We start from the raw sequence: 15,620 nt of genomic DNA on the forward strand, positions 1-15,620 counted from the left end.
AATATTTGGGCGACGGATGTCCCATCCTATGCCCCCTTTCCCCGTTTACGACATCATGCCGAAACGGAACTCCGTGTGTCAACGGGAATGGGGCAGATTCAGATTCACGGCGCCCGCGCCGGTCGGGCGCGTCCGCTCCGCCATCGACCGCGCGGACGGCATCTGGATATTCACCCCTGAGTACAACTACAGCTACCCCGGGGTCCTCAAGAACATGCTCGACTGGATGAGCCGCCCGGTCGTCGCGGGCGTGCGCTCGAGCGCGGTGACGAGCGGCAAGAAGCTCGCCCTGAGCTCCGCCGCCGGCTCGTCGGCCGGCTCGGGGGCCCGCGCCAGGCTCGCGGAGCTCGCCGCCGCCATGGGGATGGACCTCATGGCGTCGCCGCAGGTGGGCGTGAAGCTCGACCGCACGGCGTTCGAGACCGACTCCCTTGCGCTCACGGACGGCCAGCGCGCCGAGCTGGCAGCCCAGGCGGATGCGTTCCTCGCGTATCTGGAGGAGTAGGGGGCGATGGGGCCGCGGCGAGACGGGGCGCCTGCCGCTTCCGCCGCGGCTGCCGCCCTCAGGCGAGCTCCGCGCAGCGCACGCGGCAGCCGTGGCGGCGCAGCAGGTCGATGAGGTCGGCGGTGCCGAGCAGGAGGGTCGCGGTGTTGTCGCAGGGATGGACCGCGACGGAGCCGCGCTCGACGAGCCTCTGGTCGAGGACGACCTCGACGGCGCGCTCGGTGTCGTTGAGTGCGCCGAGCGGGGTGACCGAGCCGGGGGCAAGCCCGAGCATGCGCCCCAGGTCCGCGGGGGAGGCGAACGAGAGGCGGCGCGAGCCGATGCGGGATTGGATCTCCTTGAGGGGGACGTCGGCGTCGTCGGGAAGGCACACGAGGTAGTACGCGCGCTTCTTGTCGTCGCGCAGAAAGAGGTTCTTCACGCCGAACGCGGCGAAGGGGATCTGCGCCCGCCTCGCCTCCTCGACCGTGCGGACCGCCTCGTGCTCGGCGATGCGGAAGGTGACGCCCTCGTTGCCGAGTAGCTTGATTACCCCTTGCCTGTCATACATATGCTCCCCGCTCCCCGTCGCTTCCGCCCCATTGTGCCACAGGCGGGCGGCGGCTCGGCGCTCAGCGGGGTTTCGCACCCTCTGCCAGGGCTTCCCTCCAGCGCGTGACGACGGCGGCGCCGATGATGTCGCCGTCGTCGTCGGTCCGGTTGGCGAGCTCTATAGATCCTCCGTGGGCGCGCACTGCCTCGGCGGCGGCGCACAGGCCGAGCCCGTAATGCCGGGAGCCGCCTTTCGACGTGCGCGCCCCGTCTTCGGTGAAGAACCGCTCACAGCCGTGCTCGAGGGCGGCCGGCGAGAATCCCGCCCCGTCGTCGGACACCCGGACGATGAGGGCACCGTCGTCGAGGGAGCAGCGAAGCCCGATGCCCGTCCGCGCATGCTCGGCGGCGTTGGCGACGAGGTTCGCCACGGCGCGCGCCAGGGCGCTCCGGTCGACGGTCATCGCGGACGCCGCGTCGACGGCGGGGTCGATGTCGACGGCGAGCTCGATGCCCTGTGCGCGGGCGGTCGCTTCCGCCTCTACGGCGACCTGCCGGCACAGCTCGCCTGGCTCGACGGCAGACGGGCGGGCGCTCGCGGCCCCGCGCGATGCGTCGATGAGGAGTCGCACGTAGCCGTCGAGCCGGTCCGCGCCGCAGGCTATGTCGCGCGCCGCGCAGGCGAGCTCGTCTCGGTCGGGATCCGTCTTCCCGTCTGCGCAGGAGAGCTCCTCTGCCACGAAGTCGGCGTTGGCGCGCAGCACCGTGAGGGGGGTCTTGAGGTCGTGCGCGAGCGCGGCGACCTGGTCGCGCTGCGCCTGCTCGGAGCGCCAGCGCGCCTCGAGCGACGAGGCGAGCTGGGCCCTCATGGCGTCCATCGCCGACAGGACGTCGTTCATCTCGCGCACGTTGGTGCGCCCGACGGTGAAGTCGAGCTCCTCGCGGCCGATGCGCTCCGCCGCCTCGGCGAGCGGTGCCATCTTTCGGGAGATCACGCGGCTCGCGCGCCGGGCCACGAGGGCGAGCGCGAGCGCGCTGCCCGCGATGCCGGCGACGAGCATGAGGTTCTGCGGGTTGGGGAGGCGTTCGGCCCATGCGCGGTCCCGCCACTGAGGCAGGTATTCCGAGACGAGCACGCAGGCGCCGCCGCCATCCAGCGGAAACGACGCGAACGTGAGCCCGCTGCCGCCGCCCTCGATCGCGACGTCGCCCTCCTTCGCGGAGCGCGCCGCGAAGGCGGCCTTGCGCGCGCGGCCGAGCAGGTCTGCGGTGAGGTCGGTGTCGCGTTCGGCGCCCCGCCCGTCCACGATCAGGTACCGATAGGCGGTCGGGATGTCCTCGGCGCCGAGTTCCGGGGTGCCTGCCAGCTCCAAGGCGACCTCCCGTGCGTTAGCCGGGCCCCAGCTTGCCTCGTAGACGAGCCCGGCGCCTATGGCGGACGACAGGGCGAGGAACGCGACGAGCCAGGCGAGGGCGACCGCCGCGAACGAGTAGGCGAAGTAGCGCGCGATCACGAAGGCGAGGGGCATGCCGCGCCCGCCCGTCTCCCGGTGGTCTAGAGCTGCCATTTGTATCCCATCCCCCAGACGGTTGCGATCGGGTCCGTCCCGGCGGCGGCGAGCTTCTTGCGCGCACGGCTGACCTGCATGGATATCGCCGTGTCATCTGCGTCGCTGTCCCAACCGAGCACCGTCTCGCGAATCTGCGAGCGGCTCATCACCTGCCCGGGGCGCCGGGCGAGCAGCTCGCAGATGGCGTATTCGGTCGGGGTGAGGGAAACGACCGTATCGGCCACCGACAGCGTCCGTGCCCCGAGGTCGAGCCGCACGTCGCCGAAGGCCAGCGCATGGGCGCGGGGGCGGCGCTCGCGGCGCAGATGGGCATCCACCTTGGCGCGCAGCTCCGCCGCCCCGAAGGGCTTGCGCACGTAGTCGTCGGCCCCGAGCCCGTAACCGCAGATGGCGTCCTCCTCGGCGACCTTCGCGGTGAGGAAGACGATCGGCCCGTCGAAGACGGGCCGGATGCGCCGCACGAGCTCGAAGCCGTCGAGCGCGGGCATCATGACGTCGCAGAGGATGAGGTCGAAGCGGGCGAGGTCCATGGCGGGGACCTGCTGCGGATCGTTCTGCGCGCAGACCTCGTGGCCAGCGCGTCCGAGCACGCGCCTGAGTGCGTCGAGAATCGCCCGCTCGTCATCTATCGCCAGTATCCGCGCCATCGCGACCTCCTTGCCCGCGCGTGATTATACCCGTCCCGCCCCTCACGGCAGGTCCCGTCCGGAGGCGAGGGCCCCTAGCGCGGCGGGGGGGGCACGTCGGAGTCCGCGCACGGGCGGTAGCGCACGCCGCTGCCGCCCCTCGCCTCGATCTCGAGCCAGCCCTCTCCGTCGGGCTTGCCGCCGAAGAAGATGAGCTGGAGCTCGCGCACCCCACCGCGCCCGTCGGCGGCATCGACGAGGTACACATAGTTCTCTCCCGCTCCCGTGGCGTCGGCGTACGCGGCCGTGAAGCTGTCCGGATCGGGTCTGGGCGCCCACATGGTGACCTGCGGGTTGGGCAGCAGACGGTCGGATACCGAGCGCAGGGCGGCGCCCCAGCCGGTCTGCGCGAGCAGGTTCTGTGCGATCGGCGCGAGCGCGCAGACGAGCGCGCAGACGAGCGCGCAGACGAGCGCCGCGCGGGCGATGCGGGGCATCCTAGCCATCGTGCCTCCGATCCTCGAAACGGGTGAACCAGGCGATGAGCGCCGCGGCTGCGACGACTGAGAGGATGGCGCAGGCGGCACCCAGCCATGCCGCCTGCGCGCTCACGGCCGACGCCTCGGCGAAGCCGCGCTCGGCGGCGATGGCGGCCTCGATGGCGACCGATCCCAGCCGTGCCGGCCACGAGCAGGGCAGCAGGCCGAGCGGACCCGCGTTCGCCCCGGTGAGCTCGCCGGTCATGAGGCCGTGCGCGAGCCCGCCCACGCTGAAGAAGGCGAGCAGCGTGCCGGCGGCACCCGCGCCGATCGCGACGTTTCGGCCGAACCTCAGCGCCAGTGCGAGCCCGAGCGCGTAGACGGGCAGGCTCCCCAGAAGGATTCCCGCACAGGCAGAGGCGAGATGCAGCGGGGAAAGCGCCAGGCGCCCGGCCGCGGCGAGCACGGTGCCGAAGACGCCGAGCGCCAGCGCCAAGGCGATACCGCCGGCAAGCGCCAGGGCGATCAGCTTCGCGGCGACCGCCAGGGCGCGCGAGGGCACGGCCGTCAGGTTCGCGAGCCGCCCGCAAGCCCGTTCCGCATCCACGGCGATGCCGCAGACGATGCCCGCCATGAGCGGCATGAGGGCCCCGAGGAGCTGCGCGAAGGCGTCCGCCCCCATGGCGGGGTCCCAGGCGGCGACGGAGAAGTACTCCCCGCAGGCGAGGCCCCCGGCGATCCCGCACGCCAGGTGCAGGCCGACGAGCGGGGAGCGGGCCAGGCGCATGAGCTCGGAGCGAAGCGCGCGCGACGGCGTCATGCGCAAGGATGCGGTGTCCGGCATCGCCATCACCTCTCCTCGAAGCGCGCGAACCAAGCGGCCGACGCCGCCGTGAGCGCCGCGAAGGAGAGCGCGCAGACGGCGAGTCCCGTGAGTGTGAGCACGCCGTCGGCGGCAAGCGCCCCGCCGAGTGCGACATCCGTCCCGAGCGGCTCGCCGCTCGGGAGCACGGGGATGAAGCTCGTGGGGATGACGGTCGCGGCAGACGGCGGGAAGAGCTGGGGAAACGGGATGACAGACCATGCGAAGGCGCCCGCGAGCTGGATAGCGAGCGGGATGAAGATGCCTGCCAACATGCCTGCGAGCACCGTGAGGAGAAGCCCGACCGGGATCATCCACGCCACGGTCAGCGTGTTCACGCCGGCGCAGCAGAGCATCGTCAGGGTCCCCGCTGCCGTCATGCCCTGCTCGGTGAAGGCCGACCCTGCAAGGTAGATGGTGAAGACGATGAGGTTGGAGAGCGCGAGAAGGGCTAGGCACCAGAGGGCCTTCGCCCACCATGCATGCACGAGCGGCACGCCCTGTCCCAAGACGCCTCGCATGCGCGTGCGCGCGTCCGCCTGGGCGACGCAGGCGACCGTAAGCGAGAGCGCGACCGGCAAAAACAACGTGTACCAGTAGTTCCACGCGCTGAAGGCCTGGTAGCCCCGGTAGGGCATGGCGCCCAGCAGCGGCATCGGGAGCGCCATGAGGACGGCGATGCGCACGGGTGCCGCGTGGCGGGATTTCTGCGCCTCGGCGCGCAGGGGGCGGGTGAGGGCTGCCATCATGCCGCATGCGCCTCCCCGTTCGCGGTGCGGCCCGCGCGGCAGACGTCCATGAAGAGATCCTCGAGGTCCTCGCCCGCATGGAGCCGGTCCTCGTAGGCGAGGCGTCCCCGGTAGATGATACCGACGGAGTCGGCCATCTGCTGCACCTCCGACAAGATATGGCTCGAGACGAGCACGGTCGTGCCCGCCGCCGCGAAACCGCGGATCTGATCGCGAAGCTCCTCGATGCCGATGGGGTCGAGGCCGTTGGTGGGCTCGTCGAGCACGAGCAGGCGCGGGCGCGAAAGCAGCGCGAGGCCGAGGCCGAGCCGCTGCTTCATGCCCATCGAGAAGCGCCCCGCGCGCTTCCGCCCGGTGTCGGAGAGGTCCACGAGCTCGAGCACCTCGTCGATGCGCGATGCGGGCAGGCCGAGCAGGGTCGTTCGCACGCGCAGGTTCTCGCGGGCGGTAAGGTTGGGGTACAGCGGCGCCTCCTCGACCAGCGACCCGATGGCGTAAAGGTCCGAGCGGCTCCAGGGGTGCCCGGCGAAGACGATCTGCCCTGCGCTCGGGCGGAGCATGCCGCATATCATCTTGAGCGTGGTCGATTTGCCGGCGCCGTTGGGGCCGAGCAGGCCGTACACCTCTCCCTCGCGGATATGGAGGTTCACGTTCGCGACGGCGGTCTGCGCGTCGCGTCCGCGGCCGAAGCGCTTGGTCAGCTCCCGCGTCTCGAGCACATAGTCCATGGGGATCTCCCTTCTGTCGCGGCGCACATGGGTGCGCCTTCCCTTCAGGCTCGCTTGCCATGATGGATTCCGAATCTAACGAAGCGGTAACGGTCGCGACGCGTCCGTGCTCCACCCGGTTCGCGTATATATTGACTAATGTTCAATTAAGGGGTAGCATCGCGGTAGAAGGGGGTGCGCCCATGCCGAGAACCGTGAAGGATCCCGAGGAGCGCAAGCGGGAGCTGCTTGCGTGCGCCATGAGGCTCTTTTCCGAGGAGGGGTACGATAACGTGTCGGTTCGCGCGGTGGCTCGGGCCGCCGGCGTGGCGCCGGGGCTCGCCTACCATTACTTCGACTCCAAGGAGACGATGTTCGCCTCCGCCATCGAGGACTATGCCATGCGATGCGCCGGCAAGATCAACGCCGTGCTCGACGAGGGATCATCCCCACTGGACGAGAAGATCGACCGCGCCGTGGCGGTAGCGACCGACCGGGACGCGTTTCCCTACGAGGGCTATTTCCACGCCGAGGGGCACGGGGCGCTCCACGACCGCCTGTCGCTCGCCATGTGCGAGGCGGTGCGCCCCCATCTGAGACGTGCCCTCGAGGCCGATGCGGCGGCTCGCGGCGTGCGGACGGCCGATGCCGACGCTCTTGCCTCCATGATGGTATACGGGTGTATCGGGCTTGCGTCCGGCGCCGGCATGCCCGATGGCGCTGCCGCCCGTGTCGCCCGCCGCTACCTGCATGCCCTGATCGCCGAGTTCCGTACCGAGAGGACTGGTAACTAGGAATCCCGCCCCGGCGCGAGCCGGGGTTGTTTTCACCTCTAATATTGAACAATGCTCAACAGAAGGGAGCGAACATGCACACAAGAGATGAGGGGTTGCTCAAGGGCCGTTCGCGCGCGGCTTTCGATGCGCAGGCTGCGACCTATGACGAGGGGGTGCAGGGGGAGCACGCGCGCGGGCTCTACCCGCACGTCATGGCGGAGGTGCTGCGCGCCGTCGCGGACATCCCCGAGCCGCGCCTGCTCGACCTGGGATGCGGGACGGGGGCGCTCGCGGCGCTCATCCTCGACGGGGTCCCGCGTGCGCGCCTGACATGCGTGGACCTGTCGCCCGAGATGTGCGCCACCGCGCGGGTGCGCCTGGGGGATGCCGTCGAGGTCCTGAACGCGGACGCGGAGCACCTACCGTTTCACGACGCCGCGTTCGATGCCGTGTGGTGCAACGATTCGTTCCACCACTATCCGGATCCCGGGCGCGCGGTCTTCCAGGTGTGGCGCGTCCTCGCGTCGGGAGGGGCCTTCGTCATCGGCGATGCGTGGCAGCCTGCGCCCGCCCGCGCGATCATGAACGCCTGGATGCCCCATTCGCGGGAAGGCGATGTTCGGATGTATTCCGAGTCGGAGCTCAAGGGCCTGCTCGGCAGATGGTTCCCAGACGTCTTTTGGCGACGCGTCGGCACGACGGCGTGCGTCGCGGTGGCGCGAAAGGGCGCGTGAGGCGGCGGCTCGGGCTGCGCGCGACCCGGCTTGCGACAGTCCACGCGGGCGGGTATCCTTGTTCAGCTTCGTACCCGACAGCAGGGGAGCCCTATGGATATCATCGCAACACTTGCCGAGGAGCTCGGCCTGAAGAAGGCGGCCGTCCAAGCTGCGGTTGACCTTATCGACGAGGGAAACACCATTCCCTTTATCGCTCGCTACCGCAAGGAGGCGACGGGCGGCATGGACGACGTCGCCCTGCGCGCGCTCGAGGACCGTTTGAGCTACCTGCGCAATCTCGAGCAGCGCAAGGCCGATGTCATCGCGCTCATCGGCGCTGCCGGCAAGCTCACGCCCGAGCTCGAGGCGGAGATCCGTGCGGCAACGCAGCTGCAGCGCGTCGAGGACCTCTACAAGCCCTACCGCAAGAAGCGCATGACGCGCGCGGGCAAGGCGCGCGCCGCCGGGCTCGAGCCGCTCGCCAACATGATCATCATGCAGGTCTCGACGAAGGGCTCGGCGCTCGATGCTGCCGGCGCCTACGTGACGCCCGAGGCCGTCGAGGCCGGTTTCGATACGCCCGAGAAGGCGCTCGCCGGTGCGGCCGACATCGTGGCCGAGACGGTGGCGGAGGACGCCGAGAACGTGGCCGACCTGCGCTCCTTCACCGAGGGCACGGGCGAGATCGCTGCCGTGGCGGTCGATGCGGACGAGAAGACGCCCTACGAGCCGTACTACGACTTCTCCGAGCCTGCACGCAAGATCCCCAACCACCGTATTCTGGCGATCGACCGCGGCGAGCGCGAGGGCAAGCTGCGCGTGCGCGTGAGCGTCGACACGGATGCCGCGGTGGCGCGCTTGGGGTCCCGCTGGCCGCGCCGCGCGGGCGTGTTCGCGCCGGTGCTCGACGCCGCCATCGCCGACGGCTACAAGCGCCTCATGGCGCCTTCGCTCGAGCGCGAGCTGCGCGCCAAGCTCACGGTGCGCGCCCAGATGGACGCCATCAAGGTCTTTGCCAAGAACCTCGAGGGCCTGCTTTCGGCGCGACCCGTACGCGGCGCCCGCGTGATCGCCCTCGACCCGGGATACCGCACGGGCTGCAAGGTGGCGGTGCTCGACGAGACGGGCAAGCTGCTCGATCACGGCGTGGTGTATCCCACGCCGCCGCGCCGCGACATCGCGGGCACGAAGCGCACGCTCGCGCGCCTCGTCGAGCGCTACGCCATCAACACCGTGGTCATCGGCAACGGAACGGCGAGCCGCGAGACCGAGGAGGTCGTGTCCGACTTCATCGCCGAGCAGGCCCCGGACCTGCGCTACACCATCGTGAACGAGGCGGGGGCCTCGGTGTACTCGGCAAGCGAGCTCGCGAGCGAGGAGTATCCGGACCTCGACGTGACGACGCGTGGCGCCATGAGCCTCGGCCGTCGCCTGCAGGATCCGCTGGCCGAGCTCGTGAAGATCCCGCCGCAGTCCATCGGCGTCGGCCAGTATCAGCACGACCTCGACCAGCATGAGCTCGCCCGCACGCTCGGCAACGTGGTCGAGGACGTGGTGAACCGCGTGGGCGTGGACGTGAACACGGCGAGCGCGAGCCTGCTCGCCTACGTGTCGGGCATCACCCCGACGGTTGCGAAGAATATCGTGGCCTATCGCGAGGAGCACGGCGCCTTCACCGACCGCAAGCAGCTGAAGGACGTTCCCAAGCTCGGACCGAAGGCGTTTCTCAACTGCGCGGGCTTCATGCGCATCATCGGCGGCGACAACCCGCTCGACGCCACGAGCGTGCACCCCGAGAGCTACGCCGTGGCGCGCGAGCTGCTCCGCCGCGCGGGCGTGAGCGCGGCCGACCTGGCGCACGGGGGCATCTCCGATATCGAGCAGCGCCTGGGCAGCGTGTCCTCGCTTGCCGCCGACCTCGACTGCGGCGTGCTGACGCTGTTCGACATCATCGCCGAGCTCGAGAAGCCCGGCCGCGACCCGCGTGACGACGCGCCGGAGGTCGTGTTCAGCAGCGCCGCCCGCAGCATCGACGACCTCGAGGTGGGCATGGAACTCACCGGCACGGTGCGCAACGTCGTCGACTTCGGCGCGTTCGTTGATATCGGTGTGCATCAGGACGGTCTCGTGCACATCTCGAAGCTGTCGCGCCGTTTCGTGAAGCACCCGAGCGACGTGGTGACCGTGGGCGACACGGTGACGGTCTGGGTCGACCGCATTGACCGGGACCGCGGCAAGATCTCCCTTACGATGGTGAAGGGCAAGTAGGATCTGCGGCAAGCGAAGCGGGCCAGGCATGCTTCCCAGCATGCCTGGCCCGCTTCATGGTGCGGTAGGGGTCCCGTCTCAGGTATCTGCCGTCATCTTGCGGACGAATTGCTCCACAAGCTCGTAGATGCTCTTGTCGGGGAACGTGCCGCCGGCCGCCTCGATGGCGGCGCGCTGCTTGTCGGTCGCGTGCACATAGGGGTAGACGCCGTAGACGAAGGGGAGAAACGCGTAGATGAACCGATCGACCTGCGTCTCATCCCACTGCGGCTTGCATGCCCTGAGCAGCGATTCGAGCGTGTCGACGGCATGCAGGTAGACGCGTTTGAGCGCGGTGAGGTTGTTCGGACGGCAGCCCTCCTCTATCTCATAGAGGTCCATGACCAGAAGGCGAAGCATCTGCTCGCGCTTCTGGAGGCTTGCGGCGAGTCCCGCGGCGAGCGCTTCGCCATCGAGCGCCCCGATGCTGTCGCGCAGGGCTGCGAGATCCTGCTCCCATAGCGTGTACTCGCGTTGGAGCAGGGCCAGAAAGATCTCATCCTTGCACTGGAAATAGTTGTAGATGTTGGCGCGGCCGAACGTGAGCTTGCCGGCTATCTGCGCCATCGTGATGTCACGGTAGTTCTGGGTCTGGTAGAGGGTTTCCGCGGCGTTGACGATCTCGACGCAGCGTGCCCGTGATGCTTCTTCGGTGATGCGTGGCATGGTGCACCTCCGCTGTGGGGTCGATCCCCGATCGTGCCTGCTTGCCCGGGTGTCTGTGCGCCCGCTTTACTGGATGTTGGATATGGCGGTGTCCGAACTGTTCGGGCGGTCATGCAGCGAGGGTGCCTCTCTGCTGGTCTCGCGTGACGTCTTGGTTTCGCGCCCGGCTCGCGCGCAGACCGCTGCAGGCGGCGTGCGGCCGAGCGGATGCGTGGATAATCTACTCTGCGCTGCCGCAGCAGCCCAGATCGTCTGCCCAGGCGCGCAGGCTGTCGGCGTCGAAGGCGCCATTCAGCATCTTGCCCGGCAGCACCCGGGCGCCCGGGATGATGCTCTGCATGCGCGCGGGGGCCTGTCCAAGGCCGCTGCCGCCGCTCGTGGCGAAGGGGATGACGGTCTTGCCGGTGAAGTTATAGGTCTCGAGGAACGTGTCGATGATGCGCGGCTCGACGTACCACCAGATGGGGAAGCCGACGAATACCGTGTCGTAGCGATCCATATGGGTCATCGTGCCGACGATCGTCGGGCGCGCCGTCTCGTCGCGCTTCTCGACGGAGGTGCGGCTCGCTTCGTCTCGCCAATCGAGGTCGGCGGCGGTGTAGGGCTGTTGGGGCTTGATCTCGAAGGTATCGGCGCCCAGGGTGTCGGCCAAGGCGAGGGCTGCACGGGCGGTGGTGCCCGTTGGGGAGAAGAAGGCGACCAGGGTGGTGCTCATGATGCGGTTTCTTTCTACTCGATGAATGGCTGCGTGCAAACATGACATGCTGCGGTTCGCCGCTCTGCCATGTCGATGAGACTTTCTTATCTGTATACCCATAACAGTAGCGCAATTGTGATGACATGGTGTCAACGATGGGGAGTCGTTATTCCCGGATTGTTGCGCAACGACGGAGGGCGCACGTGCGATAGGTTGTAATCAGGGCGGAGCCGGCGACTCGGCACGCTCGACAGCTTGCGGCGCGCGGGCGGAGGTGTCTTGCATTTCCGTTCGCGCGCATTTGTGCTGACCCGGTCTGGGCGGGGCGCCCTCGTTCGCCCGGCGCGCTATCCGTTGAGCTTGTTGACACGGCGATCAGCCGTGAGCAGCCCGTTGAGCTCCCCCTCGACATCCGATACCTGCGTATAGACGAATCCCGCGAGGCCGCAGCGCTCGAGTGCGCGGGCCCGATTGATGAGATCCAGCACGGCGGCGCGCCATGCGTCCGCATCCGGGAAATCTCCATAGCCATAGGTCGAGGGCGTCGCCGTATGGCCCGCGACATGCAGCGTCAGCCCGCCGAACTCCGAAAGCGCAAAGGCCCGGAAGCCCCGCCGCGCGGCGTATCCGGAGAGCTTTGCGCAATCGCGCGCCACGCCGAGCGGGCGGAAGTAGTTATGGTGCGAGAGGAAGTCGCCGCATCCCTGGTCGTACCAGCCGCTCGTGGCGTCGATCGGGCGCGTGGCGTCGACGGCGTGGACGATCTCGGTGACCGTTCGGGCGTCGAACTGCCCCCAGCCCTCGTTGAAGAGCACCCAGGTCACGATCGACGGATGGCCTGCGAGCATGCGGACCATGCCGGTGCAGCCGCGCATCCACGCGCTCCGGTACGCCGCGCTGTCGCTCGAGAGCGCGGCGCGGTGGGCGGGCGTGTCGTCGGCGAAGCGCCCCCAGGTCGTCTGGAAGAGCGTCGGCTTTCGGCTCGTGTGCCAGGGGCTGTAGGTGCCGCCGCCCGAGACCGCGTCTTGCCAGACGAGCATGCCGAGCCGGTCGCAGTGGTAGTACCAGCGCGCGCATTCGACCTTGATGTGCTTGCGGAGCATGTTGTACCCGGCAGCGCGCATCGCCTCGATATCGTGCACGAGCGCGGCATCCGCCGGTGCGGTCATGAGGCCATCGGGCCAGTAGCCCTGGTCGAGGACGCCGGCGACGAAGCGCGGCGATCCGTTCAGGAAAAGCCGCGGGAAGCCCTGTGCATCGCGCTGGATGGCCACGGAGCGAAACGCGCAGTAGGAGCGCACCGCATCGACCGCCTCGTGTGCTCCTGCGGGCACCAAGGTGACCTCGACGTCGTAGAGATAGGGGTCTTCGGGCGACCAGGACCTCGTGCCGGCTATGTGCACGCGTTCATGTACGTGCAGCCCATCGGGGGTGTCGGCGCGCGCGGGAGCGAAGGGCAGCCGTGTTGTCGCCACGATGCCTCCCACGTTATCGAGAAGAGTGCATACGAGTACGGCGCCCTGGGGGAGCATGCGGGCGGGATCGGCGACGCGCGCCTCGATGTCGAGCGTGCCGTCCGCCTCGCCTTTGAGCGTGAGCGTGTAGAGGTGGGCGGCGGGCACCACCTCATACCAGACGCTCTGCCAGATGCCGCTTTGGGCGGTATACCAGATGCCGCCCGGCTCGAGCTGCTGCTTGCCGCGCGGCTGCACGCCGGCGTCACTGGGGTCCGCGACGCACAGGGCGATCTCGAATTCCTCCGCTGTCCGGTGCAGGTAGGGCGTGACGTCGATATCGAAGGGCAGGTATCCGTCGGCATGTGTGGCGACCAGCATGCCGTCGATGCGCAGGGCGCATACCCAGTCGACTGCCTCGAAGTGGAGGATGAGGCGCTGGCTGTCTTCCAGCGGGGGCATCGGGACGCGCCGGCGGTACCACAGAAACTCATCGGGACGAAGCGTGCGCTCGACGCCGGAGAGCGGCGCCTCGGGTGAGAAGGGGACGAGGATGGTGCCGTCGAAGACGTCGGGCGGGGTCGCCGCGCCCGTCTCCTTGCGCAGACCGTCCTCAGAAAGCGCCTCCGTGCCGGCGGATGCTGCCACCTCGCGGGCGACGATCGCATAATCCCATCTGCCGTTGAGGCTGGTGTAGGAGGTGCGGACCATGGTGGGGCGCGGGTGCTCAGGCAGGATGCGGTCGGGGTCGAGGCACTCTCCCCATGGCGTGATCAGGCGGATGAGGTGGTCGAGCTTCGGCGCCTTGGCGCTTTTGAGTACACGTTTGATATCGAGCATAAGATCACCGGGCATTCGATGCTGGTCGTGGGTGGCAGGCGTTCATCGACGCTTCCTTGGGGAAATGCCGATTGCATCATTTCGCATCCGGGGTGCCGCGCCGGGGGCCTTTCGGAGACTGACCGAGGCGACGCGGCTCCGCTGCGCCCCTCCCGTCCGCATCCGTCTCGCCCGCGCATCCCCGGCTGCGAACGGTCAATCAGCATCTCTCTTGGGGTAGTGATGGGAGGTGAGATGCCAGCCGCCGCAATACGAGCAGCGGTAGCACGTGAGGCCGCGCGTGCCGCGCGCCTCGCAGCGGGCGATGGCCGCAAGGGCCTCGCCTTTGGTCGCGTAGCGCATTTTCGAGGCGCAGGCCTTCTCGTAGAGCGCCTCCTCGCGGTGCTGCTCGAGTTCGCGCGTACGTTCCCGCTCTCGGTCGAACGCATTGCCGAAGTCTTCGGTTTCCGCCTTGAATGCGGCGATCTGCCGTGCCCGCGCAGACGGCTTTCTGCTTGTCATGGCGTCTCCTATCACCTTGCTGCCGATGCAGTCATACCCTCATTGTGGCGCAATGCGGGACGCTCGACGCGCGGGAGGTCGCGCGCCCACAATCGGCATGGACGGCATCCGATCACGCTGTACCGTTCACCGAGCGAATCGACCGTTCACGGGAGGTTCTCGGCATGCTGTTTATCAAGTCCATAGGGGGAAATAAACAGGGTGAGCAAAAAACCAATTCGCTCCAGATTCGAAGCGACGAGTTAAGGAGGTGGGTCCAACGGGCAGTGAAGATATAGCAGCCTTCGGGCTCGTTCTCCACGTTACCGAGGCCCTTTAGGCATTTGGGGCGAGCGGACTCGCCCAACGCGAAGCGGGGCCATCCCGGTAGGAGCCTATGAGGTACGCCAGCGAGCCCGAAGGTGGACAACAGAATTGCCAGTTCCTTCGGATATGAGGTTAGAGGCGATTCCAAAGTACATGTTGGTGGGGCGGAGCAACGGGGCTCCGCCCCGTGGTTTGTGTCGAGGCCGTCCGGTTTTTCCGGGCGGTCGTTTTGCGCTGAGGCTGCGTGAAACCTGTCACTGCGTTTGGGGTTGGCGCCGGCCGCGACGGTGCGACGCCGTGCAACCAACTTGCCAACAGTTTCACTGAGAAGGTCTGCTAGCGAGATTATTGGCAAGTTGGTTGCGGTGCGACTGCGCCGTGGCCGCCGAGGTTGCCGCGGCCGCGTCGGGGCTGCGGTGGGAGCGCCGATGCCGCTTGAGTGCCTGCTTGCGCAAGCGCGGCGCCGTCCCCGTCTGGTTTTGGTACTGTGGAGACCGGACTGGACGTGAGGGCGAAAGGGGCACTGCATGAGTGAGCGGGTGCTGGTGTGCGCGATGTCGGCTGCGTGCGATGAGCGCGCCCGGACGATCGCAGGCCGCGTCGGGGGCGTGCTCGTGGCTCCTGGGGACGTCGGGGCGGATGCGCTTGTGCTGCGCGTCGACAGAGACGGCCTCACGTTGGCGGGCGACGGGATGGAGCTGCGCCCGGATCTGACCCGCATGATGCCGCGCGTGCGCCCCGGGGCGCTCTCACGCGAGCTTCTGGTGCGCGCCGTCCGCGTGCGCGGGGTGGACCGTCCGCGCGCCGTCGACGCCACGGCGGGGCTCGGTGAGGATTCTTTGCTGCTCGCCGCGGCAGGGTTCGAAGTCGAGCTGTTCGAGCGCGACCCGGTGATCGCGGTGCTGCTCGAGGATGCCGTCGCCCGGGCACGCGAGGATGCCGGCTTGGCGTCCATCGCCTTGAGGATGCATGTGCACGCGGGCGACAGCGCCGAGGCGCTCGCGCGGATGGGCGAGTGCGACGACGGTCCCGACGTGGTCTATCTCGACCCGATGTTCCCGGGGCGTACCAAGAGCGCGGCGGTGAAAAAGAAGTTCCAGCTGCTCCATCATCTCGAGCACCCCTGCGATGACGAGGAGGCGCTCATGACGGCAGCGCTCGCCGCGCGCCCGCGCAAAATCGTCGTCAAGCGGCCGGTGAAAGGGCCGTATCTGGCCGGCGTCAAGCCGAGTCATTCGGTTGCGGGAAAGGCCGTGCGCTACGACTGCATCGTCGTGCCGCGCGCCTGATGCGGGAGCACGCCGGCAGGCGGGGTCATACGCCGGGA

16 protein-coding genes are annotated in these 15,620 nt (G+C 68.5%); 5 read left to right on the forward strand and 11 right to left on the reverse strand.

The features are described 5' to 3' along the window. Positions 1-73 precede the first annotated feature (73 nt). The gene (locus H6A21_RS04500) at positions 74-505 is read left to right on the forward strand and encodes an NAD(P)H-dependent oxidoreductase (RefSeq protein ID WP_204560682.1); all 432 of its coding nucleotides are present in this window, start codon (positions 74-76) and stop codon (positions 503-505) included. Positions 506-563: 58 nt separating this feature from the next. Here H6A21_RS04500 and H6A21_RS04505 read toward each other — a convergent pair whose 3' ends face one another. The 7 genes from H6A21_RS04505 to H6A21_RS04535 all read right to left on the reverse strand — a co-directional run bounded on the left by H6A21_RS04505 (position 564) and on the right by H6A21_RS04535 (position 6,051). Then, on the reverse strand, positions 564-1,055 hold the full coding sequence (locus H6A21_RS04505; protein ID WP_204560684.1) for a prolyl-tRNA synthetase associated domain-containing protein: 492 nt from the start codon (positions 1,053-1,055) through the stop codon (positions 564-566). A gap of 61 nt (positions 1,056-1,116) precedes the next feature. Beyond that, entirely contained in the window at positions 1,117-2,604 is a 1,488-nt protein-coding gene (locus H6A21_RS04510; RefSeq protein ID WP_204560686.1) for a sensor histidine kinase, read from the reverse strand. Next, positions 2,592-3,254, reverse strand: a complete 663-nt coding sequence (locus H6A21_RS04515) for a response regulator transcription factor (protein WP_204560688.1) — start codon at positions 3,252-3,254, stop codon at positions 2,592-2,594. Before H6A21_RS04515 ends, H6A21_RS04510 begins: the two co-directional genes overlap by 13 nt. 74 nt (positions 3,255-3,328) lie before the next feature. Next, positions 3,329-3,739 (reverse strand): hypothetical protein, encoded by a 411-nt coding sequence (locus H6A21_RS04520; protein ID WP_204560690.1) that lies wholly within the window; start codon positions 3,737-3,739, stop codon positions 3,329-3,331. Continuing rightward, positions 3,732-4,562: a lantibiotic ABC transporter permease gene (locus tag H6A21_RS04525; protein ID WP_204560692.1), complete on the reverse strand. Its 831-nt coding sequence runs from the start codon at positions 4,560-4,562 to the stop codon at positions 3,732-3,734. Before H6A21_RS04525 ends, H6A21_RS04520 begins: the two co-directional genes overlap by 8 nt. After that, the gene (locus H6A21_RS04530) at positions 4,562-5,323 is read right to left on the reverse strand and encodes a hypothetical protein (protein ID WP_204560694.1); all 762 of its coding nucleotides are present in this window, start codon (positions 5,321-5,323) and stop codon (positions 4,562-4,564) included. Before H6A21_RS04530 ends, H6A21_RS04525 begins: the two co-directional genes overlap by 1 nt. Further along, entirely contained in the window at positions 5,320-6,051 is a 732-nt protein-coding gene (locus H6A21_RS04535; protein ID WP_204560696.1) for a lantibiotic protection ABC transporter ATP-binding protein, read from the reverse strand. The genes H6A21_RS04530 and H6A21_RS04535 overlap by 4 nt, the downstream gene beginning before the upstream one ends. A 182-nt stretch (positions 6,052-6,233) precedes the next feature. Between H6A21_RS04535 and H6A21_RS04540 the strand changes: the two genes are divergently transcribed. The 3 genes from H6A21_RS04540 to H6A21_RS04550 all read left to right on the forward strand — a co-directional run bounded on the left by H6A21_RS04540 (position 6,234) and on the right by H6A21_RS04550 (position 9,790). Then, positions 6,234-6,824 carry a TetR/AcrR family transcriptional regulator gene (locus H6A21_RS04540; RefSeq protein ID WP_204560697.1) on the forward strand — a complete coding sequence of 197 codons (591 nt, stop codon included), beginning with the start codon at positions 6,234-6,236 and terminating at the stop codon, positions 6,822-6,824. Positions 6,825-6,898: 74 nt separating this feature from the next. Further along, a complete protein-coding gene (locus tag H6A21_RS04545; RefSeq protein WP_204560699.1) occupies positions 6,899-7,540 on the forward strand; it encodes a class I SAM-dependent methyltransferase in 642 nt (213 codons plus the stop codon). A 93-nt stretch (positions 7,541-7,633) separates the two neighbouring features. After that, positions 7,634-9,790 (forward strand): Tex family protein, encoded by a 2,157-nt coding sequence (locus tag H6A21_RS04550; RefSeq protein WP_204560701.1) that lies wholly within the window; start codon positions 7,634-7,636, stop codon positions 9,788-9,790. A gap of 78 nt (positions 9,791-9,868) precedes the next feature. On the opposite strand, the gene H6A21_RS04555 is transcribed toward H6A21_RS04550, so the two are convergent. From H6A21_RS04555 to H6A21_RS04570, 4 genes are all read right to left on the reverse strand, one after another. Then, positions 9,869-10,495: a TetR/AcrR family transcriptional regulator gene (locus H6A21_RS04555; protein WP_204560703.1), complete on the reverse strand. Its 627-nt coding sequence runs from the start codon at positions 10,493-10,495 to the stop codon at positions 9,869-9,871. Positions 10,496-10,715: 220 nt separating this feature from the next. After that, positions 10,716-11,210 (reverse strand): flavodoxin, encoded by a 495-nt coding sequence (locus H6A21_RS04560; protein WP_204560705.1) that lies wholly within the window; start codon positions 11,208-11,210, stop codon positions 10,716-10,718. 329 nt (positions 11,211-11,539) lie between these two features. Beyond that, positions 11,540-13,486 carry a glycoside hydrolase family 2 protein gene (locus H6A21_RS04565; protein ID WP_204560707.1) on the reverse strand — a complete coding sequence of 649 codons (1,947 nt, stop codon included), beginning with the start codon at positions 13,484-13,486 and terminating at the stop codon, positions 11,540-11,542. A gap of 195 nt (positions 13,487-13,681) precedes the next feature. Further along, positions 13,682-13,987, reverse strand: a complete 306-nt coding sequence (locus H6A21_RS04570; protein WP_204560709.1) for a hypothetical protein — start codon at positions 13,985-13,987, stop codon at positions 13,682-13,684. A gap of 833 nt (positions 13,988-14,820) precedes the next feature. On the opposite strand from H6A21_RS04570, the gene H6A21_RS04575 reads away from it, so the two are divergent. After that, positions 14,821-15,582: a class I SAM-dependent methyltransferase gene (locus H6A21_RS04575; RefSeq protein ID WP_204560711.1), complete on the forward strand. Its 762-nt coding sequence runs from the start codon at positions 14,821-14,823 to the stop codon at positions 15,580-15,582. Positions 15,583-15,620 lie beyond the last annotated feature (38 nt).

The organism is Collinsella tanakaei (assembly GCF_016902615.1).
Lineage (GTDB): Bacteria > Actinomycetota > Coriobacteriia > Coriobacteriales > Coriobacteriaceae > Collinsella > Collinsella tanakaei_A.

What these genes read in the sequence shown, in the direction of transcription:
- H6A21_RS04505 (WP_204560684.1), bottom strand. Translation starts at nt 1,055, where the DNA reads ATGTATGACAGGCAAGGGGTAATCAAGCTACTCGGCAACGAGGGCGTC.
- H6A21_RS04510 (WP_204560686.1), bottom strand. Translation starts at nt 2,604, where the DNA reads ATGGCAGCTCTAGACCACCGGGAGACGGGCGGGCGCGGCATGCCCCTC.
- H6A21_RS04515 (WP_204560688.1), bottom strand. Translation starts at nt 3,254, where the DNA reads ATGGCGCGGATACTGGCGATAGATGACGAGCGGGCGATTCTCGACGCA.
- H6A21_RS04520 (WP_204560690.1), bottom strand. Translation starts at nt 3,739, where the DNA reads ATGGCTAGGATGCCCCGCATCGCCCGCGCGGCGCTCGTCTGCGCGCTC.
- H6A21_RS04525 (WP_204560692.1), bottom strand. Translation starts at nt 4,562, where the DNA reads ATGGCGATGCCGGACACCGCATCCTTGCGCATGACGCCGTCGCGCGCG.
- H6A21_RS04530 (WP_204560694.1), bottom strand. Translation starts at nt 5,323, where the DNA reads ATGATGGCAGCCCTCACCCGCCCCCTGCGCGCCGAGGCGCAGAAATCC.
- H6A21_RS04535 (WP_204560696.1), bottom strand. Translation starts at nt 6,051, where the DNA reads ATGGACTATGTGCTCGAGACGCGGGAGCTGACCAAGCGCTTCGGCCGC.
- H6A21_RS04540 (WP_204560697.1), top strand. Translation starts at nt 6,234, where the DNA reads ATGCCGAGAACCGTGAAGGATCCCGAGGAGCGCAAGCGGGAGCTGCTT.
- H6A21_RS04545 (WP_204560699.1), top strand. Translation starts at nt 6,899, where the DNA reads ATGCACACAAGAGATGAGGGGTTGCTCAAGGGCCGTTCGCGCGCGGCT.
- H6A21_RS04550 (WP_204560701.1), top strand. Translation starts at nt 7,634, where the DNA reads ATGGATATCATCGCAACACTTGCCGAGGAGCTCGGCCTGAAGAAGGCG.
- H6A21_RS04555 (WP_204560703.1), bottom strand. Translation starts at nt 10,495, where the DNA reads ATGCCACGCATCACCGAAGAAGCATCACGGGCACGCTGCGTCGAGATC.
- H6A21_RS04560 (WP_204560705.1), bottom strand. Translation starts at nt 11,210, where the DNA reads ATGAGCACCACCCTGGTCGCCTTCTTCTCCCCAACGGGCACCACCGCC.
- H6A21_RS04565 (WP_204560707.1), bottom strand. Translation starts at nt 13,486, where the DNA reads ATGCTCGATATCAAACGTGTACTCAAAAGCGCCAAGGCGCCGAAGCTC.
- H6A21_RS04570 (WP_204560709.1), bottom strand. Translation starts at nt 13,987, where the DNA reads ATGACAAGCAGAAAGCCGTCTGCGCGGGCACGGCAGATCGCCGCATTC.
- H6A21_RS04575 (WP_204560711.1), top strand. Translation starts at nt 14,821, where the DNA reads ATGAGTGAGCGGGTGCTGGTGTGCGCGATGTCGGCTGCGTGCGATGAG.